This is a genomic window from Clostridium sp. CX1 (assembly GCF_025398335.1).
GTDB classification, from domain to species: domain Bacteria; phylum Bacillota; class Clostridia; order Clostridiales; family Clostridiaceae; genus Clostridium_AM; species Clostridium_AM tanneri.
Genome location: NZ_JAODOO010000011.1, coordinates 106609 through 131741 on the forward strand (window position 1 = coordinate 106609; position 25133 = coordinate 131741).

The 25133-nt window shown below is 32.6% G+C and carries 24 protein-coding genes and 9 tRNA genes; 3 read left to right on the top strand and 30 right to left on the bottom strand.

The genetic code is table 11. From position 1 onward, the window contains the following. Nucleotides 1-16: 16 nt before the first annotated feature. The 11 genes from fabZ to N4T77_RS13295 all read right to left on the bottom strand — a co-directional run bounded on the left by fabZ (nt 17) and on the right by N4T77_RS13295 (nt 8946). On the bottom strand, nt 17-472 hold the full coding sequence (gene fabZ, locus N4T77_RS13245) for a 3-hydroxyacyl-ACP dehydratase FabZ (protein ID WP_261672285.1): 456 nt from the start codon (nt 470-472) through the stop codon (nt 17-19). 31 nt (nt 473-503) lie between these two features. Further along, nucleotides 504-1034 carry an acetyl-CoA carboxylase biotin carboxyl carrier protein gene (accB, locus tag N4T77_RS13250; RefSeq protein ID WP_261672286.1) on the bottom strand — a complete coding sequence of 177 codons (531 nt, stop codon included), beginning with the start codon at nt 1032-1034 and terminating at the stop codon, nt 504-506. Nucleotide 1035: 1 nt separating this feature from the next. Then, on the bottom strand, nt 1036-2268 hold the full coding sequence (gene fabF / locus N4T77_RS13255; protein ID WP_261672287.1) for a beta-ketoacyl-ACP synthase II: 1233 nt from the start codon (nt 2266-2268) through the stop codon (nt 1036-1038). Nucleotides 2269-2295: 27 nt separating this feature from the next. Further along, entirely contained in the window at nt 2296-3042 is a 747-nt protein-coding gene (gene fabG / locus N4T77_RS13260; protein WP_261672288.1) for a 3-oxoacyl-[acyl-carrier-protein] reductase, read from the bottom strand. A 15-nt stretch (nt 3043-3057) separates the two neighbouring features. Then, entirely contained in the window at nt 3058-3993 is a 936-nt protein-coding gene (gene fabD / locus N4T77_RS13265; protein WP_261672289.1) for an ACP S-malonyltransferase, read from the bottom strand. A gap of 14 nt (nt 3994-4007) precedes the next feature. After that, nucleotides 4008-4955 carry an enoyl-[acyl-carrier-protein] reductase FabK gene (gene fabK / locus N4T77_RS13270; protein WP_261672290.1) on the bottom strand — a complete coding sequence of 316 codons (948 nt, stop codon included), beginning with the start codon at nt 4953-4955 and terminating at the stop codon, nt 4008-4010. Between the two features lie 57 nt (nt 4956-5012). Further along, entirely contained in the window at nt 5013-5237 is a 225-nt protein-coding gene (gene acpP, locus N4T77_RS13275) for an acyl carrier protein (protein WP_261672291.1), read from the bottom strand. A gap of 24 nt (nt 5238-5261) precedes the next feature. Next, a complete protein-coding gene (locus N4T77_RS13280; RefSeq protein ID WP_261672292.1) occupies nt 5262-6242 on the bottom strand; it encodes a beta-ketoacyl-ACP synthase III in 981 nt (326 codons plus the stop codon). Next, entirely contained in the window at nt 6235-6711 is a 477-nt protein-coding gene (locus tag N4T77_RS13285; RefSeq protein ID WP_261672293.1) for a MarR family winged helix-turn-helix transcriptional regulator, read from the bottom strand. The genes N4T77_RS13280 and N4T77_RS13285 overlap by 8 nt, the downstream gene beginning before the upstream one ends. A gap of 20 nt (nt 6712-6731) precedes the next feature. After that, on the bottom strand, nt 6732-7814 hold the full coding sequence (locus N4T77_RS13290; RefSeq protein ID WP_261672294.1) for a nitronate monooxygenase family protein: 1083 nt from the start codon (nt 7812-7814) through the stop codon (nt 6732-6734). Between the two features lie 190 nt (nt 7815-8004). Further along, on the bottom strand, nt 8005-8946 hold the full coding sequence (locus N4T77_RS13295; RefSeq protein ID WP_261672295.1) for a M23 family metallopeptidase: 942 nt from the start codon (nt 8944-8946) through the stop codon (nt 8005-8007). A 233-nt stretch (nt 8947-9179) separates the two neighbouring features. Here N4T77_RS13295 and N4T77_RS13300 point away from each other — a divergent pair, with 233 nt between their 5' ends. Together N4T77_RS13300 and N4T77_RS13305 are read left to right on the top strand one after the other, a co-directional pair. Then, on the top strand, nt 9180-10184 hold the full coding sequence (locus tag N4T77_RS13300; RefSeq protein WP_261672296.1) for a DnaD domain protein: 1005 nt from the start codon (nt 9180-9182) through the stop codon (nt 10182-10184). Then, nucleotides 10177-11166, top strand: coding sequence for an ATP-binding protein (locus N4T77_RS13305; RefSeq protein ID WP_261672297.1), 990 nt, complete (start codon nt 10177-10179; stop codon nt 11164-11166). The genes N4T77_RS13300 and N4T77_RS13305 overlap by 8 nt, the downstream gene beginning before the upstream one ends. 162 nt (nt 11167-11328) lie before the next feature. Here N4T77_RS13305 and N4T77_RS13310 read toward each other — a convergent pair. The 11 genes from N4T77_RS13310 to N4T77_RS13360 form a co-directional block, all read right to left on the bottom strand. Further along, a tRNA-Thr gene (locus N4T77_RS13310) sits at nt 11329-11404 on the bottom strand. A 9-nt stretch (nt 11405-11413) separates the two neighbouring features. Continuing rightward, a tRNA-Asp gene (locus N4T77_RS13315) sits at nt 11414-11490 on the bottom strand. A gap of 16 nt (nt 11491-11506) precedes the next feature. Further along, nucleotides 11507-11582 (bottom strand) — tRNA-Val (locus tag N4T77_RS13320). Nucleotides 11583-11593: 11 nt separating this feature from the next. Beyond that, nucleotides 11594-11668, bottom strand: a tRNA-Glu gene (locus N4T77_RS13325). A 14-nt stretch (nt 11669-11682) separates the two neighbouring features. Next, nucleotides 11683-11758, bottom strand: a tRNA-Thr gene (locus N4T77_RS13330). A gap of 9 nt (nt 11759-11767) precedes the next feature. Then, a tRNA-Asp gene (locus N4T77_RS13335) sits at nt 11768-11844 on the bottom strand. A gap of 16 nt (nt 11845-11860) precedes the next feature. Then, a tRNA-Val gene (locus N4T77_RS13340) sits at nt 11861-11936 on the bottom strand. 10 nt (nt 11937-11946) lie between these two features. Next, nucleotides 11947-12021 (bottom strand) — tRNA-Glu (locus N4T77_RS13345). Nucleotides 12022-12211: 190 nt separating this feature from the next. Then, complete coding sequence (locus N4T77_RS13350) at nt 12212-13027, bottom strand: pyruvate, water dikinase regulatory protein (protein WP_261672298.1); 816 nt, start codon at nt 13025-13027, stop codon at nt 12212-12214. Between the two features lie 70 nt (nt 13028-13097). After that, nucleotides 13098-13478 carry a CoA-binding protein gene (locus tag N4T77_RS13355; protein ID WP_261672299.1) on the bottom strand — a complete coding sequence of 127 codons (381 nt, stop codon included), beginning with the start codon at nt 13476-13478 and terminating at the stop codon, nt 13098-13100. Nucleotides 13479-13584: 106 nt separating this feature from the next. Then, the gene (locus tag N4T77_RS13360) at nt 13585-14169 is read right to left on the bottom strand and encodes a hypothetical protein (protein WP_261672300.1); all 585 of its coding nucleotides are present in this window, start codon (nt 14167-14169) and stop codon (nt 13585-13587) included. Nucleotides 14170-14405: 236 nt separating this feature from the next. Between N4T77_RS13360 and N4T77_RS13365 the strand changes: the two genes are divergently transcribed. Continuing rightward, on the top strand, nt 14406-15638 hold the full coding sequence (locus N4T77_RS13365; RefSeq protein WP_261672301.1) for an NAD(P)/FAD-dependent oxidoreductase: 1233 nt from the start codon (nt 14406-14408) through the stop codon (nt 15636-15638). 11 nt (nt 15639-15649) lie between these two features. On the opposite strand, the gene N4T77_RS13370 is transcribed toward N4T77_RS13365, so the two are convergent. The 8 genes from N4T77_RS13370 to lonC form a co-directional block, all read right to left on the bottom strand. Continuing rightward, a complete protein-coding gene (locus N4T77_RS13370; protein WP_261672302.1) occupies nt 15650-16402 on the bottom strand; it encodes an acyl-[acyl-carrier-protein] thioesterase in 753 nt (250 codons plus the stop codon). Nucleotides 16403-16541: 139 nt separating this feature from the next. After that, on the bottom strand, nt 16542-17828 hold the full coding sequence (locus N4T77_RS13375) for an adenylosuccinate synthase (protein WP_261672303.1): 1287 nt from the start codon (nt 17826-17828) through the stop codon (nt 16542-16544). 123 nt (nt 17829-17951) lie between these two features. After that, nucleotides 17952-19319 carry an NAD(P)/FAD-dependent oxidoreductase gene (locus tag N4T77_RS13380; protein ID WP_261672304.1) on the bottom strand — a complete coding sequence of 456 codons (1368 nt, stop codon included), beginning with the start codon at nt 19317-19319 and terminating at the stop codon, nt 17952-17954. A 297-nt stretch (nt 19320-19616) separates the two neighbouring features. Continuing rightward, nucleotides 19617-19826: a DUF3006 domain-containing protein gene (locus tag N4T77_RS13385; protein WP_261672305.1), complete on the bottom strand. Its 210-nt coding sequence runs from the start codon at nt 19824-19826 to the stop codon at nt 19617-19619. 51 nt (nt 19827-19877) lie between these two features. Next, nucleotides 19878-21506 carry a response regulator gene (locus tag N4T77_RS13390; RefSeq protein ID WP_261672306.1) on the bottom strand — a complete coding sequence of 543 codons (1629 nt, stop codon included), beginning with the start codon at nt 21504-21506 and terminating at the stop codon, nt 19878-19880. A gap of 240 nt (nt 21507-21746) precedes the next feature. Next, nucleotides 21747-21819: transfer RNA gene (locus N4T77_RS13395), tRNA-Thr, on the bottom strand. A 46-nt stretch (nt 21820-21865) separates the two neighbouring features. Further along, nucleotides 21866-23200: a replicative DNA helicase gene (locus N4T77_RS13400; protein ID WP_261672307.1), complete on the bottom strand. Its 1335-nt coding sequence runs from the start codon at nt 23198-23200 to the stop codon at nt 21866-21868. 27 nt (nt 23201-23227) lie between these two features. Next, on the bottom strand, nt 23228-25084 hold the full coding sequence (gene lonC / locus N4T77_RS13405; RefSeq protein WP_396125129.1) for a Lon family ATP-dependent protease: 1857 nt from the start codon (nt 25082-25084) through the stop codon (nt 23228-23230). Nucleotides 25085-25133 lie beyond the last annotated feature (49 nt).

Here is a 25133-nt window from a genome sequence, read left to right on the forward strand (position 1 = left end):
CTCCACTCCCAGCACTTTAGTTTTTATCGCCTATCATAAACATTATTTCTGCCTCAGCAGCCTTCTTGTCATCTACATAAGCCACTGCATTTCCAATGCCTGCTGGTCCTTTAATCTTTATAATCTCTACTTCTAATCTTAAAGTATCACCAGGTACTACTTTCTTTCTAAATTTTGCTTTATTTATACCACCAAAGAAGGCAATTTTACCCTTAAATCTTTCCTCACTTAGAATAGCTACTGCTCCTGCTTGAGCTAAAGCTTCTATAATAAGTACTCCAGGCATAACTGGTTCTTCAGGAAAATGACCTTGAAAGAAATACTCGTTCATTGTTACATTTTTATAGGCAGTAACTTTTTTACCTGGCTCCATATAAGTCACCTTATCTATTAGTAAGAAAGGATATCTATGAGGAATGATTTTTTGTATTTCTTTTATGCTATAATTAACAGTAAAATCTGTATTCTCCATTTTAATTTCTCCTAAATGCTATAATAATTTACTATTGGGCTTTTATTTTGAACATTAATTGACCATACTCAACCATTTGCTCATTTTCTACCAATACCTCTACCACTTCTCCATCTATTTCACTTTGAATTTCATTCATAAGCTTCATAGCTTCTATAATGCAGAGGGTATCTCCTTTTTTAACCTTTGTACCAACCTTTGCGTAAGGAGGCTTATCAGGACCAGAAGAAGCATAAAAAGTTCCAACTATAGGTGATGCTACTTCTACTAAATTTTCATCTACATTCTTTGCATTAGTATCTTCTACATATTCTTTTTTAATTTCTGTTACTTCTTCTTTTTGTAGTTCCCTTCTAGAGTTTATTTTATCCTCTATAATCTCTTTTTCAGGACTATTTTGTTCCTCTGTTTCAAGCTTTGACTGTATTATTGGCTGTCTTGAGAAGTCTTCTTCTCCTTCTTTTCTCATAACTATAGAGATTCCATGCCAGTTAACTTCTAGATAACCTAATTTAGAGTCATCCATAGTTTTTATCATATCTTGAATCGCTTTAAAATCCATATTACTCACTCCACTTTTTTAATAAAATTACTGCATTATGGCCTCCGAACCCAAGGGAATTAGACATAGCGTAGTTAACCTTCGCTGCTCTTCCCTTATTAGGTACATAGTCAAGATCACACTCTTCGTCTGGTACTTCATATCCAACTGTTGGAGGAACAAAGTCTTCCTCTAGAGACTTGATACATACTATAGCTTCTATAGCTCCTGCAGCTCCTAATAAGTGACCTGTCATTGATTTTGTAGAACTTATCGGTATATTTCTTGCAAATTCTCCAAACACCATTTTTATTGCACCAGTTTCTGATTTGTCATTAACTTCAGTACTAGTTCCATGTGCATTTATATAAGATACTTCTTCTTTGCTTATTCCAGCTTCCTTTATAGCAAGCTCCATAGCCTTTGCAGCACCTTGTGGATCTGATGCAGTTATATGATATGCATCACAAGTTGATCCATACCCAACTACTTCGGCATATATAGTTGCTCCTCTTTTTTGTGCATGTTCAAGAGATTCTAGTACTAATATTCCTGCTCCCTCTCCCATAATAAATCCGTTTCTCTCCTTATCAAAAGGAATTGATGCTCTATTAGGATCTGTGCTTCTAGATAAAGCTGTTAACGAAGTGAAACCTGCTATAGATAATGGAGTAATTGATGCTTCTGTTCCACCAGCTATCATTATATCTGCTAAATCATTTTGAATAGTACGATATGCCTCTCCTATAGAGTTTGTTCCTGTAGCACAAGCAGTAACTACTGTTGAGCATATTGCTTTAGCTCCAAATCTAATTGCTATATTACCTGCAGCCATATTACCTATAATCATAGGTATAAATAGTGGCTGAACTCTTCCAGGTCCCTTTTCTAGAAGTTTTGTTTGCTCTTTTTCTATAGTTCCTATACCACCAATTCCTGAACCAACAATAACTCCAAATCTATCTTGATTTATATTTTCTAAATCTAATTTAGAATTTTCTACCGCTTGAACAGCTGAAGCTAATGCAAATTGGCAAAATGTATCCATTCTCTTAGCTTCTTTTTTATCAATATATTTTATAGGGTCAAAATCTTTAACTTCAGCAGCAAGTTTTGCCTTGAAGTTTTCTGTATCAAAAGATTTTATAAAATCTATACCATGAACTCCACTTTTTATATTATTCCAGAATGTTTCTACGTCGTTTCCTACCGGGGTTACTGCTCCTAATCCTGTAACAACTACTCTTCTTTTCATAAACAATTCACCAACCCTTAATTAAATTTATATTACCATCCCGCCATCTACGTGTATTACTTGACCTGTGATATAGTCTGAATTTGAGGAAGCTAAAAACGCTACTGCATTTGCTACATCCTCAGCTCTACCAAATTTCTTTAAAGGTATATTATTTAAAGTACTCTCTTTTACCTTATCTGATAAAACTTCTGTCATATCCGTTTGAATGAAACCAGGTGCTACAGCATTTACATTAATTCCTCTTGAAGCAAGTTCTCTAGCAGCGGTCTTAGTCATACCTATCAATCCTGCTTTTGCTGCTGAATAGTTAACTTGACCAGCATTACCTGATACACCAACCACAGAAGATATGTTTATGATCCTTCCACCCTTTTGTTTAACCATTATAGGTGTTACGTGTCTTAAACAGTTAAATGCACCCTTTAGGTTTACTTCTATAACCTTGTCAAAATCCTCTTCCTTCATTCTCATTATTAATCCATCTTTTGTTATGCCTGCATTATTAACAAGTATGTCTATAGTACCAAAAGTCTCTAAAGCCTTTTTCATAATACCTTCCGCCTCTGAAAAAATGCTTACATCCCCTTGGATTGCTATAGCTTTACTTCCTTTTTCACTTATTTCTTTTATCAATTCTTCAATAGAACTTGAATTACTTCTATAATTAATAACTATATTTGCTCCTAACTCTGCTAATCTTAAAGCTATAGCTTTACCAATACCACGACTTGCCCCTGTTACTACAGCTGTTTTTCCCTTCAAACTTTCCATACTTCCTTCTCCATTCTATTTTCCCAGTTTCTCTAAAGTGTTCTCTAAAGACTTTAGATCCTGAACATTTAAAATAACCGCTTTTCTATTTATCTTTTTAACAAATCCACTTAAAGCTTTACCAGGTCCTATCTCTATAAAAGTATCTACTCCCATGTCCATCATGGTTCTTATGCTCTTTTCAAATAATACAGAGCTCATTACTTGTCGCTTTAAATATGGTTTTATATCTTCTTTGCTATCTATAATTTCTCCTGTAACATTAGTTATTACAGGAATATCTAAATTTTTAATTACAATATGGTCTAATTCTTTCTCTAGCTTATCCGCTGCAGGCTTTAGCATTGATGTGTGAAATGGGCCACTTACAGAAAGCATTACAGTTTTTAAAGCTCCCTTTTCCTTAGCCTTTTCACAGGCAGCCTCTACAGCCTTCACTTCACCAGCAATTACTATTTGTCCTGGACAGTTTAGGTTAGCAGGTTCAACTACACCCAGATTGGAACATTCATTACAGACTTCTCTTATCTTTTCCTCATCTACACCAAGTACTGCTGCCATAGCACCAATTCCCTGTGGCACTGCTTCCTGCATGTATCTTCCTCTCTTTTTTACTAACTTAACTGCCTCTTGAAATTCCAGTACACCACTATAAACTAATGCAGAATATTCACCTAGGCTTAATCCTGCAGTAACATCAGCCTTTATCCCTTTACTCTCCAAAGCCTTAAGTACAGCTATACTTACAGTTAATATAGCTGGCTGTGTATTTTCTGTGCTATTTAAGTCCTCTTCAGGGCCTTCAAAGCATATTTTACTTATAGGAAATCCTAAAGCTGTATCTGCTTCCTGAAAAACCTTTCTACATTCATCTATATTTTCATATAATTCTTTTCCCATGCCTACATATTGTGCCCCTTGACCTGAGAATAAAAATGCTATCTTACCCATATCTTCCTCCAAGATTATCCTATTTGGAATATCTTTTCTACTCTTCTTAAGTTTATTTCTGCTTCATTAAATATCTCTTCTATTATATCACTACAACTCTGCTCTTTGCCAATTAATCCTGCAATCTGACCAGCCATTACAGAACCATTATCTATATCACCTTCACGAGCAGCCTTTGAAAGTGCACCTCTTCCAAGTTCCTCATATCTTTCTAATGCTGCTCCCTCTTTTTCTAGTAATTGAAATTGTCTAGTTAGTTTATTTCTTATAACACGTACAGGGTGGCCTGTAGGTCTACCTGTAACCTGTGTATCTATATCCTTTGCGCTTATTACTCTTTTCTTATAGTTATCATGAACTGTACACTCATGAGCAACTAAAAATCTTGTTCCAACTTGTATTCCTGAAGCTCCTAACATAAATGCTGCTGCTGCTCCTCTTCCATCGCCTATACCACCAGCTGCTATTACAGGAATATTTACAGCATCAACAACCTGAGGAACTAAAGCCATTGTAGTAAGCTCTCCCACGTGTCCACCAGATTCACATCCCTCTGCTATAACAGCATCTACGCCTGCTCTCTCCATTCTCTTAGCTAATGCTACTGAAGGAACAACTGGTATAACTTTGATATCATGTTGTTTCCACATTTCTATATACTTACCTGGATTACCGGCTCCAGTAGTTACAACTTTTACTCCTTCTTCACATACAAGCTTTGCTATTGCCTCTGCAGTTTCACCTAGAAGCATTATGTTTACTCCAAAAGGTTTATCTGTCAAACTTTTAGCCTTTCTTATTTCATCTCTTACCCAATCTACAGGAGCATTTCCTGTAATAATACCAAGTCCTCCTGCATTTGATACTCCAGCTGCTAAAGAACTATCTGCAATCCAAGCCATTCCTCCTTGGATAATAGGATATTTTATTCCAACCATATCAGAAAACGTGGAATTAATCATAATTCATCCTCCTGCCTCTCAATAATAAACTAATCTTCTATCACTCAACACTACTTTCTATTGTTCAATATTATCCTCAACAAACTTCACTGCTTCACTTACAGTTTTAATTGCTTCTGCATCTTCTATCTGAAGCCCAAATTCTTCTTCTATCTCTATTATTATCTGAAAAAGATCTAATGAATCTACCCCAAGTTCCTCGAAAGAAGTATCCATAGTTATGTCATTTTCATCTAATCCTAATTGTTCTGCCATAATTTTTTTTATTTTTTCAAATACCATTTTTCTTTCCTCCACACAATATATTTACCATTCAACTATTAAACCACCATAGGTCAATCCACCACCAAAACCGATTAGTAGAATTTTATCCCCTGATTGTAGTAAATTTTTTTGTACCATATCATCCAACGCTATGCCAACGCTAGCCGCTGATGTATTTCCAAACTTATCTAAGTTCAAGTAAAATTTCTCCTCACTTACACCTAGTCTTTTAGCAGCCGACTCTATTATTCTAAAGTTGGCTTGATGAGGCACTATATACTTTATGTCTTTTAAAGAGTATGTTGTGTCCTTTAAAAGCTCTTCTACACCCTGTACTATAATTTTAACTCCAAACTTAAATATCTCTTTACCATCCATAGTTATTGCGTTATCTATGTCACCCATAGTCTCTTTACTATCTATATATGGATTCTTTACAGGTACTGCGTTACAAGTTAGAAACTTTCCTTTACTGCCATCTGAGCCTCTATAAATAGAAAGAACACCTTCTACATCAGATTCTTTTAAAACAGCTGCTGATGCACCATCACCAAATAACACACAAGTATTCCTATCCTTCCAATTAAGAACCTTTGAAAGAGTTTCTGCACCTATGACCAATGCAGTTTTTACACTCCCTGTTCTTATAAATTGAGTAGCTATATCTATGCCATAAACAAAGCCAGAACAAGCTGCTGATATATCAAAACAGGTAGCGTTTATAGCCTTAATATTGTCCTGAACTATACATGCTGTAGAAGGAATAAAACTATCAGGTGTTGCTGTGGCTAAAATAATCAAATCTATATCTTCAGCCTTTACTCCTGCATTCTCTATAGCTTTTAGCGCTGCCCTTGAAGCCATATGAGATGTATCTTCCCCTTCTGATATTCTTCTTTCCCTTATGCCCGTTCTACTGCTTATCCATTCATCACTAGTATCTACAATACAGGATAGTTCTTCATTAGTTACTATTTTTTCTGGCACATAACTTCCTGTACCTATAATGCGAACCTTATTCATCCTCTATCTCCTTTAAGCTATGCTTTAAATTATATTTTTCCTTAAAAAAATCATTCAATTTTTCTAAAGCTTTAACTAAGATATCCTCTTCATATTCTGTAAGTCCCTCTATAGTCGCTTTAATCATATCTGAATGAAACTTTTTATGAATTCTATAGGCAAGTTTTCCTTTCTTAGTTAACTGTATGTGAACTATTCTTCGGTCTTCTTCACTTCTTTTTCTTCCCACATAACCCTTCTTAACTAAGTTACTTATTGCTGTTGTAAGAGTTCCCAATGTTATATTAAGAGCGCTGGAAACTTCAGTCATTGTCCTCGGTTTATACATTCCTATTGCTTCAATAGTATGCATTTCTGTAACTGATAAATCATTGAACGCACCGGCTTGAAGCGCTTTTTGCTCTATTTCTAGTATGTCATTGAAGGTATCTACTAAAAGTTCATTTAAAATAGTTATACATTTACTCAACGGAATCACCACTTTAATCTTTAAAGTCCTTTCTGTAAATACTTTTCAGCATCTCCAACTAACTCACTGATTAAATCTTTTACGGTAGTAATTTTGTCTATTTTATAAGCACTGCTTCCTACAAATATAAGCCCTTGTTCAACATTACCTTTTACAGCTTCAATCAATGCTTTAGAAATACAATAAGGAGTATCCTTCGGGTTGCACTTTTTTAAGCAATTATAGCACTTGTCAGGTTTGATTCTCTCTTTTTCTACATGATCAATGAAATTATTTTTTACAGCTCTTCCTGGTAAACCTACAGGGCTTTTTATTATTTTAATATTGCTCTCATCTGAGTTAACATAAGCTTTTTTATAATTTATATCGGCGTCACATTCCTCAGTTGCAACAAAACGTGTAGCCATTTGTACACCTGCTGCTCCAAGTTTTAAAAATTCAGCAATGTCTTCACCAGTATAAATTCCCCCTGCTGCCACAACAGGAATTTTCTTTCCATACTCCTCCTCAAAAGGCTTTAAAGCCTCTATTACCTCTGGAACTATGTCTTTTAAGGAACTTTTGCCACTGCTTAATTGTTCTAAATCAAATCCTAAGTGCCCACCTGCCTCTGGTCCCTCTACTATAACGACATCCGGAATTCTAGAGTACTTTTTAGTCCATTGCTTAGTGATAACCATAGCTGCCTTACCTGAGGAGACTATAGGAGCTATCTTTGTGTTACTTCCTTCAACAAGCTTAGGTAATGATAAAGGAAGTCCTGCACCTGAAATTATTATATCAACTTGCTCTTCTACACAAGCTTTTACCATATCATCATAATTTGTAATGGCAACCATAAGATTTACTCCTAATATACCTTTAGGACTTATCTCTCTTGCCTTTCTAATTTCTTTTTTTAACGCTCTAATATTCGCTTCTTTAGTATTAGTTTCAAAATCTGGCTCCCTGTATCCTATTTGGACTCCAGATATAACACCAATACCACCTTCATTTGCTACTGCTGATGAGAGTTTCCATCCAGATACTCCTACGCCCATTCCACCTTGAATGATAGGTACTTCTGCCTTTAACTCCCCAATAATTAATGGAGGTAGTTTCATTTAATCGTCCCCTTTAAAATTATTTTTGATAATCAAATATTTTGATAATCAAAGTATATAGGAAAATGTTTTTTATGTCAACATAATTTCATAAAAAGGAATTATTTCAAAAATATTACATTAATAAAAGTATCTTCGATAGTGAACTTAAACTACCTAGGATACTTTTATTAATATTAAAATACATCAATTATTTTATGTATGCTAGAGGATTCTTCGGTACGCCTTCAACTCTTACCTCAAAATGTACATGTGGTCCTGTACTTCTTCCTGTACTTCCAACTTCCCCTATCTTTTCACCACTTTTTACATACTGCCCTTCTTTTACACTTATTTTACTGCAGTGACCGTAAAATGTTTGTATCCCGGATTCATGCTCTATTTTTATAATATTGCCATATCCATTTTCCCATCCAGCATAATATACTTTACCATCCATTGCTGCATGTATAGGATCGCCCATAGGAGACCCTATATCTATTCCATTATGCATCTTTCCCCATCTTGCACCAAAGCTCGAAGTTATAACTCCTCTGGATGGAGTCTGCATTATATTAGTTAATGATGAGGATCTAGAAGGTCTTACATTTTGTGATTTATCCTTATCACTTTCCTTTGAAAATGCTATTATAGATGAATTTTTACTTTCTTTTAGATTATTAACAATTTCCTGTACAGTTTGTAACTGAGATATAGTAACATTTTGCTTAATATAGGTAACTTTACTTTTTAACCTGAACTTTTCACCACTACTTCCTTGTGAATATGTATCTTTAATAGTGTCTAAAACCTTTTTCATCTCTTCCTCACTAGCAAGAATGCCTACTGGTTTCCCGTCAGACTTCATTAAAAATGCTGATATAGTAGTATTACTAACCTTTACAATATCTTTTCTAAGTTCATTTTTATCCTTTAATTTATAATCACTTATCCATAACACATTTTTAAAGTTTATCTGATCATTAAAATGAAACTTTCCGTATCTTTTTTCTATTTCCTTTTCAATTCCATTTTTCACATCATAAAAATCTTGTTTATTTTTTATGTAAGCCAAATGTTTATTATTTATATACACCTCATAGGCGTATGGCCTGTTATAATATATATATTGTAGAGTTACAGCAGTAGTCATAATAATAGCTAAAATTATTGATGCAATTTTAGCTTTGTGTTTCCATAACAAATTAATCAATCCCTTCCATATAGTTACACTTTACAGTCACTTTTTTATTTTTTCCCTTACTGTAAAAAATATACATAATTAAAAGGGGTTTTTTCATTGTTATACTTTTTTTATTTTGATATAATTACTTAATAGTAACTATTTTAAATAGCTAAACTTAATTGAAGGTAGGTTTTAAAAATATGAGTACTTTTGTTTTTAAAAGTAGGAGTTCAAATTATACTCCAGTAAGTAATATTTTTATAGATAAATTTATGCCAAAAGCCCGAGGAGAGTTCGTTAAAGTGTACCTTCTGGGGCTAAAATATTGTGTTTCTGGTGAGTTAGGGGTAAGTTCTCAGATTATGGCAGGAGTGCTTCATCTTCTAGAAACTGACGTAGTAAATGCATGGAATTATTGGAATGAGCAAAACATCATTAGAATGGTCGCCATTGATAATATGGGGAATTACAATATAGAATTCTTAGACTTAACTGATGTCCCCGAAGATAAGGGTGAAAATATAAATTTACTAGAAGAACTAAATAAAAATTCAACTAAAGATATGCTTCAAGATATAGAAAAACTTCTTGGTAGACCCCTTTCCTCAAAAGAAATGACTATGTACATAGGATGGCTAAAAGACTTTGATTTCTCGCCTGAGATTATACTTCTTTTAATTCAATACTGTGCTTCAAAAGGAAAAACTGATTGTAGGTACATTGAAAAAATAGCTATTGCCTGGTTTGATTCTAAAATCAAAACAGTAGATGATGCTCAAAGTTTTATAAAAAAACATGAGGATAAATGGGTTAAAATCAGAAAAATACTAAATTATCTAGGTATAAAAGACGCTGAAATAATGAAACCTCAAGAAGAAATGTTAGATAAATGGATTAACTCCTATGGTTTCCCTTTAGAATTGATATTTAAAGCCTGTGATATATGCTTTCAAAGAATAAATAAAGCGGACTTTAAGTATATTGACGGAATTTTGGGAAGTTGGTATAAAGATAAGATCACAACAGTTGAAGATGTTGATAAAAAGGATGTAAAAAAGGCTAATCGCACTAATAACAATAGCAGCTCATTTAAAAACAATAATTACAATAAAGCTGCAAATAGCACATTTAATAACTTTAAGCATAGAGACTATGACTTCGACGATTTAGAGAAAAAATTGTTAGGATGGGATAAAAATGATTAAAGGCTACCACTCTAATATTATGAAGATATATGAATCTATAAGAACTGCAGAAGAAAACTCATTAAAATCCAGACGGGAGGAAATAAACAAAAAACTTCCGCAGGTTTTAGAATTAGAAAGAGAAATAGGCAAACTCTCTGTCCATCTGTCTATCAGCATACTAAATAGTAACTTAAAAAATAAGGATGAGTACCTGAAAGGCATAAAGGAAAAAATTGTAGACCTTAGAGTAAAAAAGTCTGAACTTCTAGTAAGTAACCATTATCCAATAGATTATTTAGAAATGAATTATAGATGTACTAAATGTAAGGATACAGGCTTTATTGAAACTAAAAAATGTACCTGTTATAAACAAAAGCTTGTAGAGTTGTATTATGATAACTCTGAATTAAAAACTATACTAAGGAAAAGTAACTTTGACAACTTTAACTTTGAACTTTATTCCTCTAGAAGAAATGAGAATGAACACATAAGTCCTAGAAAAAATATTGAAGAAATAGTTTATAATGTGTCCTGGAGGTTTATAGAGAACTTTTCTTCTTCTAATGAAAACCTTCTATTCTACGGAAACCCAGGAACAGGTAAATCCTTCTTATCAAACTGCATTGCTAAGGAAATTTTAGATAGGGGATTCTTAGTTGTTTATAGGACCGCAGATTCTTTAATTCAAGACTTAAGACGTGTAAGATTTGATAATGATACAGGGCTAGAAGATCTACTTATAAACTGCGACTTATTGATTATTGATGATTTAGGTTCTGAGCAAATTACTGATTTTTCCAAAACAGAATTATTTAATCTATTAAATCGAAGATTACTAAAAGGAAATAAAATGCTTGTTTCTACAAATTGTAATTTGGAAGAAATCTTAAAATTATATTCTGAAAGAATTTCATCAAGACTATTGGGCGAATTTACTTTGTGTAAATTTTTAGGAGAAGATATAAGAATTTATCAAAATATAAAAAACAAGAAATATTAAAAGTTAATCTAGGAACTGTATATAGTAAAATCTGTTTTAAGCTAAAGTAGTAAAAGCACTATCTCATCTAATGTTGATAGTGCTTTTACTATTTTAGCTTAACTATATAGTAAATATATATTTTTATAAAGCAAAAACTGCACAATTAATATTGTGCAGTTTTGGTGCTGGCAGCAAGAATCGAACTCGCGACCTACTGATTACAAGTCAGTTGCTCTACCTGCTGAGCTATGCCAGCAAATTTTTATGGCGACCCAGAAGGGACTCGAACCCTCGACCTCCGGCGTGACAGGCCGGCACTCTAACCAACTGAGCCACTGGGCCATAATTTGTTTTTTTGTGGTGGGCACAACAGGGATCGAACCTGTGACCCCCTGCTTGTAAGGCAGGTGCTCTCCCAGCTGAGCTATGCGCCCACATTTTTTTATGGTGACCCCTAGGGGAATCGAACCCCTGTTACCACCGTGAAAGGGTGGTGTCTTGACCGCTTGACCAAGGGGCCATGCTTAATATACATGGTGCTGGCAGCAAGAATCGAACTCGCGACCTACTGATTACAAGTCAGTTGCTCTACCTGCTGAGCTATGCCAGCAAATTTTTATGGCGACCCAGAAGGGACTCGAACCCTCGACCTCCGGCGTGACAGGCCGGCACTCTAACCAACTGAGCCACTGGGCCATAATTTGTTTTTTTGTGGTGGGCACAACAGGGATCGAACCTGTGACCCCCTGCTTGTAAGGCAGGTGCTCTCCCAGCTGAGCTATGCGCCCACATTTTTTATGGTGACCCCTAGGGGAATCGAACCCCTGTTACCACCGTGAAAGGGTGGTGTCTTGACCGCTTGACCAAGGGGCCTTAGTCAATTTGTTGTTTCTCTGTCTTGCATTAACTGACCTGACATAAAACATAATACAAGATATTCAGCAAAGTGTCAACACATTTTTATATATTTTTTTATTATTTTTGATATTTTTTTTACTATTATTGTTTAAAGCCTTGAAATACAAGGCTTTAAGCACCTTAAATTTTATAGTGTAAAAACATCTTAATATGACTTAGTTCCCATATAACCTATATGCTCCATTATTATCAGCGCAGTATCTTCTATTGCCCTTTTTGTTACATCTATAGTTTTACAACTTAATTTTTTCATAAGCCTATCAGCAAATTCTAACTCCTGTAGTACTCTTTCTGCATTAGCATATTGTATTTCCTTTGATACTGATGAAAACTTATCCAGTCTATGTCTTCTTATTTCTATAAGCTGCATAGGATCTATTGTTAAACCAACTACTTTTTTTCTGTCTATTTCATATAAAGCCTCGGGTATGGGAATCTCAGGCATAATCGGTATGTTAAGCGCCTTAATTCCTTTATTAGCAAGATACATACAAATAGGTGTTTTTGATGTTCTTGAAAGCCCTATTAAAATAACATCAGCATGCTTTATACCTGAGTGATCCTTACTGTCATCATATCTAATAGCAAACTCCATTGCTTCTATCTTTTTAAAATACTCTGAGTCTACGCCCCATACAGCTCCTGGCCTATAATCTGGTATCTTATTTAAAATTTTTGAAGCCATGCTTATACAAGGCCCTAATACATTTGTTATATGAATTCCACTTTCTATACATCTTTGAACTAAAAATTCTCTAACATCTACTAAGACTATAGTAGATATTATCATAATGTTTTTTGTATCTTCAAGACTATTTATAAACTCATTAACGTCTTCAAAACTTTTAATATAAGGTACCCTCTGAAACTCAATTTTTTCACAAAATTGGCTCAGTGTAGCCTTTGCTACCTGTTCTGCAGTTTCACCTATAGAATCTGATACAGCATATATTTTTAACATTAGTATCCCCCCATCTACCTGTATGGTAAGTAATGACTAAACCTTTCACTTATCTTTTGGTAAGTACCATTTATCTACTTTTATAATTAGAAAGCTCTATAAGAGCACATCCCTGTATTGCTGATATGCCCTTCTCTCTGCATAGCATAAGTATATCATTACTTTCAGCTCCTGGCTGAATTAGAATCTTATTTATCCCTAATTCTATAGCACTTTCTACTATTTTTAAACCAGTTATAGGGTTTATGCATAAGTCTATAACATCTATTTTGTAAGGTACTTCTTTTAAGTCTTTGTATACGTTTCCACTATTGTCCCTAGGATTAACCCCAGATACATTAAAGTTTGATTCCTTTAATGAACTAAGTATCTTATATGCATATTTTGTACTATTTAATACATCTCCAACTACTACCCAATTTTCATAGTTCAGTAATGCTCTAGCTTCCATTAACATCTCTCCCCTTTAATTTTATTATAAAAACTTTAAGTTTTGGTTAAATAATATATATTTTATTATACACTAAGTTTAACTTAAATATAAAAAACTTCTTTTCTTAATTCTTGAGGAAGATAGTTTTATTATTATTTAAACCACTGTATAACATATCTTTCATGGCCTTATTATACATATTCATTAATATTCTCTTTTCCTTAATATCACTTTTTAAATTACTTATTTCCAGACTGCATTGATCCATAAAATCACTTAAACTTACCTCTTTAATTGTGAATCTAAAATCATCTGAGTATTTCTGGCCTATAACATTTATCTTAAAAGCTCTAGCCTTATTTATTGTAACAAACAACTTTTTTTCCCAAATTCCTTTTTTAATAAATCCATATTTATCTTCAAGGACTCCTATATTCTCTATTTTTTTGCCAACAATATCTTCCAAAAAATTAATAAATTCCGCATAAAAATTCATTGTCATTCCATTATCAAATTTTATTTTTAAAAGATCCTTATAGTAAGCAAATATACTCTCACTGTTGTCTTCTGGAATTATCTTTACTTCATTTGTTCTAAATACTCTTCTGCCATCTTTAGCCTCAACCATAACGAAGTCATAATTTATGCCTAAAACTTTGAACTCTCCTTTTGGGGTATCTACTCCATTTTTTGATATTTTAACTTTCATAAATTCTCACTCCTAACAATGTTTATTATATGAATTTATACTATATAATAATAATATAAATTAACCCACTGGCTTAAAATTAATCCGTCCTTTAGAATATGAAAAAAGTGCTACTTAATTAAATTTTATATAGATTTATTTGGCCTGTTTATTCATATAACTATTGAGTGATAAAACTTTATATGGTATAACTATTCATATATTTAATAAAAAATAATTACGAGGAGCTGTTATCTTTGTTTCATGAAATAATAATAGTAGGCGGTGGTGCCTCAGGTATTATGGCAGCAATTACTGCAAAGAATGTAGGAAAAGATATTGCTATATTAGAAGGTACTAGTAGAATAGGAAATAAGATATTAACAACTGGAAATGGAAGATGTAATATTACAAATAAAAATATTTGTGCTTCTAGATATCACAGCGAAAACTGTAACTTTTTTCAAAATGTTTTAAATAAATTTACGCTGGAGGATACTATAGAATTTTTTTACTCCCTAGGTCTTCCTTTGACTACAATAGATGGAGATAAAATGTATCCTCTTTCCCTTCAAGCTTCCTCAGTTCTCGATATATTTAGACTGGCCATAGAAGATCGAGCTATTCCTATTTATATAAATTCAAAAGTAAAGGACATAAGAAAAACTCCTAATGGCTTTAGATTAACTACCAATTCTGAGGATTCTTATGAATGCAAAAAATTAATATTGTGTTGTGGTGGTAAATCATTGCCAAATACTGGATCTGATGGCTCTGGTTTTAGTTTAGCGGAAAACTTAGGACATAGCATAATACATCCTATTCCTGCTCTTGTTCAACTTAAATTAAAATATAATCATCTTAAAGCTTTATCAGGAGTAAAATTCAATGGTTTTGCAGAAATAATTGTTGATGGAGTATCAAAACGAAAAGAATTTGGAGAAATATTATTTACTGACTATGGAATATCTGGTCCTCCTATACTTCAATTAAGCCGCCAAGCTTCTTATTTACTGTATAATCATAAAACTATATCTCTTTCTATTGATATGATGCCGGACTTGGATAATAAAGAATTAGTAGAGTTTTTAGAAAATCACTGGGGAGTATTTAGCTATAGAAGTATTGCTGATTCATTTATAGGCATAATAAATAAAAAAGTTATACCTATTCTCTTAAAGGAAGCATCTGTTGAAAATATTCATAAGCCATGTTACGAATTGACATGGAAGGAAAAACAAAATATATTTAAACTTCTTAAAAATTGGAACTTTGTTGTATATGATACTAATTCCTTTAAAAATTCACAGGTAACTGCTGGAGGGATAAATACAAATGAAGTTGACTCAATTACTTTAGAGTCTACCATAGTTAAGAACTTATACTTAGCAGGAGAAATATTAGACGTAGATGGAGATTGTGGTGGATTCAATCTTCAATGGGCGTGGAGCTCTGGTTTTATAGCTGGAAAAAGTGCTGCTGAGAGTTAATCTGAGCAGCACTAATTTTCTCTTTCCCAATTTGTTTCTAATACAGTTAGCTCTATATCATTCTCATCTACTATCTTATGTAAACAAATATACCTATTCTCTTCCTCTCTTATTTCTGTAAATACCTTCACTACAGCTCCATATGTAGTTTCCTTTTGGTATGTTATATTTATACCCTTTATAGAATAATTAGTAACCACATCTAGTGGTACAGTCTCTATAGCCCAATCTACATACTTTACGTTATTTACATGCCTATTAGTGTCTATATCACTATATCTTACATTAAAGCTTTTTTCACTGTGTATTTTTTCTGGACATTTTAATTTTTTTATATCTAATATATCACTTTTCTCTTTACTAATTCCATAGGCCTTATACATGTCTTCTGTTACCCTTATAGCTTTCCTCTTTTCTATATCTATCAAAAACCATACTGAATTTGCCCTAGCTATTATATTTCCATTCAAATCTAAGATTTCAAATATCCTATAGGCATAAAACTTTTTAAAGGAGTATGGTTTAGTTCTTACTTTAATCTTTTCACCATATACAGGATACCTATCTATATCGATACTCCACTTATAGAGCACCCAAGCTATTCCCTGATCTCTTAGGTAGTCTATTCCAACCCCTAATTCCTCGGATTGCCTTGTGGCTATATCGCCTAAATAATTCATTAGGCTTGTTATCAGCAGTCTTCTCTTATAATCTATTTCATAGTATTGAATATCATATTCCTTTTCTGTAACCATCTCTGTCAAACTAATCCACTCCTTATCATTTACTTTTATAAATTATATTATAACACTATAAAATTAATATTCCAAACCACCCAATTAATGTAAGTCAACAAAAATAAACCATAAGTGTAATGTAAGTTTTACACTTATGGTTTATTGTCTATATATCCTTAACTTTTATAGTTTGATCTCTTCTTGGTCCTACTGAGACTATTGATACCTTAGTATCAGTGAAATTCTCAATTTTATTCAAGTATTTTTTTGCGTTTTCAGGAAGCTCTTCATAACTTCTAGCATCAGCTATACTTTCATCCCAACCATCAAATTCCTCATAAATAGGCTCACATTTTGCTAAGTCTTCAAGACTTGCAGGAACATAGTCTATAATTTTTCCATCAAATCTGTATCCAGTACATACCTTTATTTTTTCCATTCCTGCTAAAGTATCAATTTTAGTTACAGCGAAGCTTGTAAGCCCTGAAATTCTAGCAGCACTCTTTAGTATTACAAGATCAAGCCAACCACATCTTCTTGCTCTTCCTGTAGTTACTCCATATTCGTGTCCTTTTTCTCTTAACCATTCACCAGTTTCCTCTAATAATTCTGTAGGAAACGGTCCTTTTCCTACTCTAGTTGTATAAGCCTTAGCTATACCTACAGCACTAGTTATCATAGTAGGTCCTATACCTACTCCATTAGAAACTCCACCGGCAATAGTATTTGATGATGTTACGTAAGGATATGTTCCGTAGTCTATATCTAAAAGTGTTCCTTGAGCACCTTCAAACAATACGTTTTTTCCTGATTTAATTTTATCATATACTTCAACAGAAATATCTCTTACAAAAGGTTTCATTCTTTCAGCATAACCTAAGTATTCATTATACATCTCTTCAAAGCTTAAAGACTCTCCGTTAAAAACTTTAGTAATTATAGAGCTTTTAACTTCAATATTTTCTCTTAGCTTCTCTTCAAAAACATCCTTATGCATAAGGTCACAAACTCTTATGCCACTTCTCTCCATCTTATCTGTATAACAAGGACCTATTCCTTTACCTGTTGTACCTATATCATTTTTTCCTCTTGCCTTTTCTTTGATTCCATCAAGAATCTTATGATAAGGCATTATAAGGTGTGCTCTATCACTTATTATTAAATTTTCTGGAGTAACATCAACTCCTGCATTTTTTAAATAATCTATTTCATCAAATAGAGCTTTAGGGTCAACAACAACCCCATTACCTATTACGTTTAACTTATCTCTATATAATATTCCTGAAGGAATTAGATGAAGCTTATACTGTTTATCTCCAACTTCAACAGTATGCCCTGCATTGTTACCTCCTTGAAATCTAACAACTACATCGGCGTCTTCTGCAAGATAATCTGTCATTTTTCCTTTTCCTTCATCGCCCCATTGTGCTCCTAATACAATAAATGCTGACATAAAAATTTCCTCCTCTTTATTATCTGTCTGTTACAGTAACATAGATTAAAACTTCAATTAGACTATTAATTGTAAGTATATAAATATAGTTTAACCTATATCAGTTAATGTTAATAGTATTTTCTAGATTTTTGCAAGAACTCTCGCTAAGTAAACTCCGCTTGCAGATGCTTGTGATAGCGAATGTGTAACTCCTGACCCATCCCCTAATGCATATAATCCTTTAACACTTGTCTCTAGGTTTGTATCAACTTCTACTTTTGAGTTGTAAAACTTCACTTCTACTCCATATAATAGTGTATCTTCATTTGCTGTGCCTGGGGCTATGTTGTTAAGGGCATATATCATTTCTATAATATCATCTAGCTGTCTCTTAGGAATTACAAGACTTAAATCCCCTGGAGTAGCTTTTAATGTTGGTATTGTAAAACTCTTAGCCATTCTACGTTCATTAGTTCTTCTTCCATTTACTAAGTCTCCAAACCTTTGAACTAATACGCCTCCACCAAGCATATTACTTAGTCTCGCAATAGATTCTCCATACTCATTGCTATCCCTAAACGGCTCAGTGAAATGATTAGATACCAGAAGTGCAAAGTTTGTATTTCCTGTATGAAGTTTTGGATCAGAATAACTATGTCCATTTACAGTTATTATACCATTAGTATTTTCATTTACTACCTCTCCATGAGGATTCATACAGAATGTTCTTACCATATCATTATATTTTTTTGTTTTATATACAATTTTGCTCTCATAAACCTCTTTAGTTATATGCTCAAAAATTTCTGCTGGTAATTCTACACGGACTCCTATATCAACTCTATTGCTTTCTGTTCTTATTCCCATTTTATCACAGACTTTTGAAATCCACTTAGAACCTGAACGACCAGTTGCTAACACTAATTTATCAGAAGTAAAAGTCTCTCTGTTTGTAATAACTGAAAATTGTTCTTCTGACTTATCAATATCTAAAACTTCTGTGTCAAATAACATTTCCACCTTGTCTTTTAGAAACTTATATATGTTAGATAATATAACTAAATTTCTGTCTGTGCCTAAATGCCTTACCTTAGCATCCAAAAGATGTAAATCATGTTGTAAAGCCTTACTTTTTAGTTCTGAATTAGCAGTAGAATAAAGCTTAGCCTCTGCTCCACCCATCTCACATAGAACTTCATCAACATAATTCATTAGATTTATGGCTTCATCTTTTCCTACATACTTGTAAAGTTCTCCACCAAAGTTATTTGTTATATTATATTTACCATCAGATAAACTTCCAGCCCCTCCGTATCCATTCATGATGTTACATACAGAACAGTGTATGCAAGCCTTTATCTTTTTTCCATCTATAGGACATACTCTTTTTTCTAAACTATGACCTTTCTCAATCATTAATATTTTCATATTAGGATTTACCTTTACCAATTCATAGGCAGTGAAAATTCCACTAGCCCCTGCACCAACAATAATTATATCGTATTTCATAAATACCCTCCTATGCAAATGTTATAAAAGGCGAACATTTTATTATACTATTCGAGCAGCTAAATTATTACTATAAAATTAAATTTTAAATTTCTTAATGAATTCTTTACTCTCTAATGGTATCAAAAGTAACTATTATAGTCAATAAAAATACGAATATTTAATGAGTAATCAATTTTAAAGTTCGCAATTCCTATGCTTTGTTTAGTTTTTTGACCATAATATAAATATTAAAGCTTCTAATTTCTTATAATTAAAATAAAATCCAGCTGGATTCCATAGTCCAGCTGGTATAATTTATTTCCACATATCATCAGTCAAATTACTTATATATTTAGTTCTTTTTTTTGTTTCTTCTAGATTTATAGTTATTGTTTTATCAATATTTAATACATAACCTTCCTTTGCTTCTTCCGGGATCTTATTTCTTTCTATACTAATTGTACTCTTATCTTCTAATTCTATAATAGCAAAGTATCCTTCAAATCTATCAATAATTCCAATCATAGTACAATCTCTCCTTATTAGCTGTTTTTTAATATTATAAGCAGCATACTATTATAAAAGATATAATAATAAAGGGCTTCCATCTATATTATTAATTTTGGTATTGCTAATTAAAATGTTATTATTACCATCATCTTTTACCATATTGTATACAGTCTTAAGTAATTCCTCTACATTAAAAGGTTTAGATATATAATCATCCATTCCAGCATCAATAAGCTTTTCCCTATCTCCTTTTAGCGCATAAGCTGTTAACGCTATAATTGGAATATGTTTATCCTTATTTTCTTCAGATTTTCTTATTAATTTTGTGGCTTGTATTCCATCCATTATTGGCATTTGTATGTCCATTAGCACTAAATCATATTTCTTATTTTGTGCCATTTCTACGGCTTCTTGACCATTGTTTGCTACATCACATGTATGTCCGTATTTTTTTAATAGATTATACATAACCATTTGGCTTGCCTTGTCATCTTCAACTACTAAAATACTTAATTTTCTTTTCTTCTTTCCAGTTCCACTATTTCTATCTACAATATTTATTGAATTAAATCTCTTCCCCTTAACTAAAGCTATGCTGAATGTAAATGTTGTTCCTACATCCTTCTTACTTTTTACCTCTATTTTTCCGCCCATCAATTCTACAAGACCTTTGCAAATAGAAAGCCCTAATCCTGTTCCTTTATTTTTCTTAATATAATTCTTTTGGTGTATTTGACCAATATTCTTAAATATTTTAGGTATATCTTTTTTATCTATGCCTATTCCAGTATCTTTTACAGATATCTTCAAGTTTACTTTGTCACCAATAGAATCTTCCTTTTCAATAGCTAAGGATACCATACCCTCTTTTGTAAATTCTATAGCATTGTCGATAAGATTGTCCAATACTTGTTTTATCTTACCAGGATCGCCAGTAAGCGTTTCTGGAATAGTATCATCTAGGCTAAACTTAAAATCTAATTTATGCTCCAAGGCTTTTTGGCTTTTAACTTTCACAATCTCAGTAATTAGGTCTTTAAAATTAAACTCAATATTCTCTATTTTTACTTTTTCTAGTTGTATTTTCGAAAATTCCATTATGCTGTTTACAATGTTGAGTAATCTAGAACTACTCATCTTTACTAAATTAAGATTTTCTTTCTGTTCTGAATTTAAAGCTGTCATTAGTGTTAAATCAGTCATTCCGATTATTCCACTAATAGCTGTTCTTATTTCATGGCTAACATTAATAAGAAACTTACTTCTATTCAAATTATTACTTTCTGCATCATTCTTTTCTTTCCTCAGTCTATCTTCTAACAGCTTTCTTTCAGTAAGATCATTCAGCATAATTATATTCCCCTGTAGTAAGTTGTTTGTGTCAAGTATTGGGGTAATCCTAATTTCAAAATGTCTTATACCTATTTTTGTTGTTATATTCTTCTCAAAAACATTTTCTGAACTTAAATTTTCTTTATTTTCCTGCCTAGAAAACTTAACCATAATATCTTCTAGATTTTCCTCTAAACTTAAAATATCAAATGTATCCTTTGCCCTACCATTTAACTTACAAATATTATTTACCCTATCTAACATTGCAATAGGGTATGGTAAAAGTTCAAATATATCCTCATAATTAAAATTATAATTACTTAAATTCAATTCCCCATTATTTTCATTAGATTCGCTTAACAAACCTATTCCCCCTAACTACTGATAGAATATTTATCTGAATCTTAAATAAATAATAAATTATTAAATATTTTAACCCTATTGTTTTTAATTATAATATATGAGAAAAAAAATTCAACACATTTTTGTATATATGAGAAATAATAATCAATTTTCCATTATGTGTATTACAAAATCATACAAATTTCTATATCACTATAAATAAAAATACCAAGGTTATAAGAACCTTGGTATTTTTTGTAATGCTCCTAGCAGGACTTGAACCTGTGGCCCGCTGGTTACGAATCAGCTACTCTACCAACTGAGCTATAGGAGCATACTATAGAAACTCATACTAATATTATATAAGTTTTTTATTTATATTATTCTTGGTGTATAACATCAAGATTACCAAACTTACTAAATTGGCCAAGCCAAGCTAGTTTTACTGTACCAGTAGGACCGTTTCTTTGCTTTGCAATTATACATTCTCCTACATTCTTTTCTTCTGTTTCCTTATTATAATATTCATCTCTATACAAAAACATAACTAAGTCTGCGTCCTGCTCTATAGACCCAGATTCTCTGAGGTCTGACAGCATTGGCCTATGATCAGTTCTTTGCTCAGGAGCACGAGATAACTGAGATAAAGCAACAACAGGGCACTGCATTTCCTTAGCTATAGCTTTAATAGATCTTGATATCTCTGATACCTCTTGTTGTCTACTTTCAGAGCCTTTACCACCTGACATAAGCTGAAGATAGTCAATAAGTATTAAATCTATTCCATGCTCCATTTTTAATCTTCTACACTTAGATCTCATTTCCATTACAGTTATACCTGCTGTGTCATCTATAAATATCTTAGCAGCAGCTAGTGGCCCTGATGCTTTGGCTATATTCTCCCAGTCTTTATCATCAAGGTTACCTGTTCTAAGCTTTAGCATATCTACATGGGCCTGTGAGCATAATAATTTATATGCAAGCTGCTCCTTAGACATTTCTAGGGAAAAAATTGCTACGCTTTTTCCCTCTCTTAAAGCAGCATATTCTGCAATATTTAAAGCAAAAGTTGTTTTTCCCATTGAAGGTCTTGCTGCAATTAGCACCATATCTCCTTTTTGAAAACCAGAAGTTTTTGCATCAAGTTCTCTGAACCCAGAAGGAACTCCTGTCGTTTGTCCTTTATTGTTAAATAATCTTTCTATTTCTAAAAAGCCTCTTTCAAGAACAGCATTCATAGGTTCAAAATCTGATGTACTTCTATTGTTGGAAATATTAAATATTTCCTTCTCAGCTAAATCAACAACGCCTAAGACATCATCTTGACTACTATAACTTTCCTCTATTATTTTAGTAGATGACCTTATAAGTTTTCTAAGTACGGCCTTATCTTTTACTATATTTATATATGAATGAATATTTGCCGTAGAAACTACTGATCCACTTAGTTCACTTATATATGTTAATCCCCCAGCCGACTCCAACTGACCCTTAGATTTGAGATTTTCCGTAAGGGTTATTATATCTACAGCTGTGTCTTTCTGATATAAATCTAATATTGCACTAAAAATAACTTTATGTGCATCTTTATAAAAGTCTTCAGTTTGTAAAACTTCCATAGCTTCTGCTATGGAAGTTTTGTCTACAAGCATTGACCCTATTACACTTTGTTCTGCCTCTATACTCTGCGGCATACTTCTAAGAGGTGTATCCATCCGTTCTCTCTCTCCTTAGTAATGACTCTAAAACACCAATGCCATTAGCTCCTCTATGTCCTTAACTACTTTAACATCAATATCATCAAGCCCTTGTGGGATTTCCTTTGAATTATCATCAGGTATAATTACTAAATTAATACCCTTTCGTCTTGCTCCATATACCTTCTCGAATATACCTCCAACTGGCTTTACTTTACCTCTTAATGATATTTCACCAGTTACAGCTACATCTTGTCTTAATGGTTTATCTAAAAGAGCACTTATAATACATACTGTAATAGCTGCTCCAGCAGAAGGACCATCAATTCTTCCCCCACCAACTATATTTACATGTATATCGTAATCACTTATATCTTTATTAGTTATTTTTCTTATGACAGAAGCAGCATTAAATACTGAATCCTTTGCCATACTTCCGGCAGTATCGTTAAATCTTACTATGCCTCTTCCCTTTTCCTTTGCTTCAAAAACTGCAGCCTCAATTTCTAAAGTAGAACCTATATATCCGCTTACCCCTAATCCATATATATGTCCAACATCATATCTTGCCTCTGTGTTAACTACCTCAAAAGGAACAAGTCTACCTATAGATATAACTTGTTTCAAATCTTCAATTGTTACTTTTATCTTATCTTCTAATACTGAACCATCTCTATTATAAAGTACATAACCATAAACATCTGACAAAATATTAACTGCTTTTCTTCCTTCTATAGTATATCTACTTATAAGTTCTGAGACTCCATTATCTAATTCTATATTAAGCTTTTCAGCTGCATTTTCTACTATTTGTTGTATATCCTTTGAAGTTAGGGGCTCAAAATAAACTTCTGTACATCTTGACCTTAAAGCTGGATTAATTTCACTTGGTTCTCTTGTCGTAGCACCAATAAGTATAAAATCTGCCGGTGCTCCATTTTCAAAAAGATACTTAATATACTTTGGAGTATTGTCATCATCTGGATCGTAATATGAAGATGAAAACTCAACTCTTTTATCTTCTAACACCTTTAATAACTTATTTTGCAACATTTCATCTAATTCACCAATTTCATCAATAAAAAGAACCCCTCCATGAGCTTCCGTAACAAGTCCAAGTTTTGGTTCTGGAACTCCTGTTTCAGCTAAATCTCTTTTAGTTCCTTGGTATATTGGGTCGTGTACTGATCCTAATAATGGATTTGTTATCTCTCTTGGATCCCATCTTAATGTAGTTCCATCAACCTCTATAAACTTAGCATCTTTCTTAAAGGGAGTATGTTTTAATTTCTTAATTTCTTCTAATGCAAGTCTTGCTGCCGTTGTTTTTCCTACTCCTGGAGGTCCATATAATATTATATGTTGTGGATATGGTGAAGCTATTTTTGATAAAATTGATTTTATTGCTCTTTCCTGTCCAACAATTTCAGAAAAAGACTCTGGTCTTAAAAGACCTTGGATGCTTTTGTTTAGCTTTTTAGAATCTAAAACCTCTAATTCAGCATATTTCTTTAAGGTTTTCGCATTTTCTGGTCCCTTTTGTTTCTTTAAAATACTTAACCTAACTTCATCCATATACCTATCTTGCTTTTCCATTATGTTCTTTTCAACTTCTGTCTCTATTTTATTCTTAACATATTTTTTAGCTAAAAGTTCTGAAATCCAAATATTAGTATCTTCTAAAGCTTCATATACGTTTGACTCATCTGGGATTGACTTTAGGCCCTTACCATCACTTATAATCTTATTTAAGGCATATATTCTTTTAAATATATCTTTACTTTTTATATAGCCTTGCAATTTAAACTTTACTGTCCTTGCTCTTACAGTTCCTTCATCTATTACTTTATTCAGAATTTCATATAAAACATTTACTTGAGTATCTATAGGTATTGTATTCATTATTTCTTGTTCTAGCTCATCTACAAATTGTGACTTCACACAGTTTCCC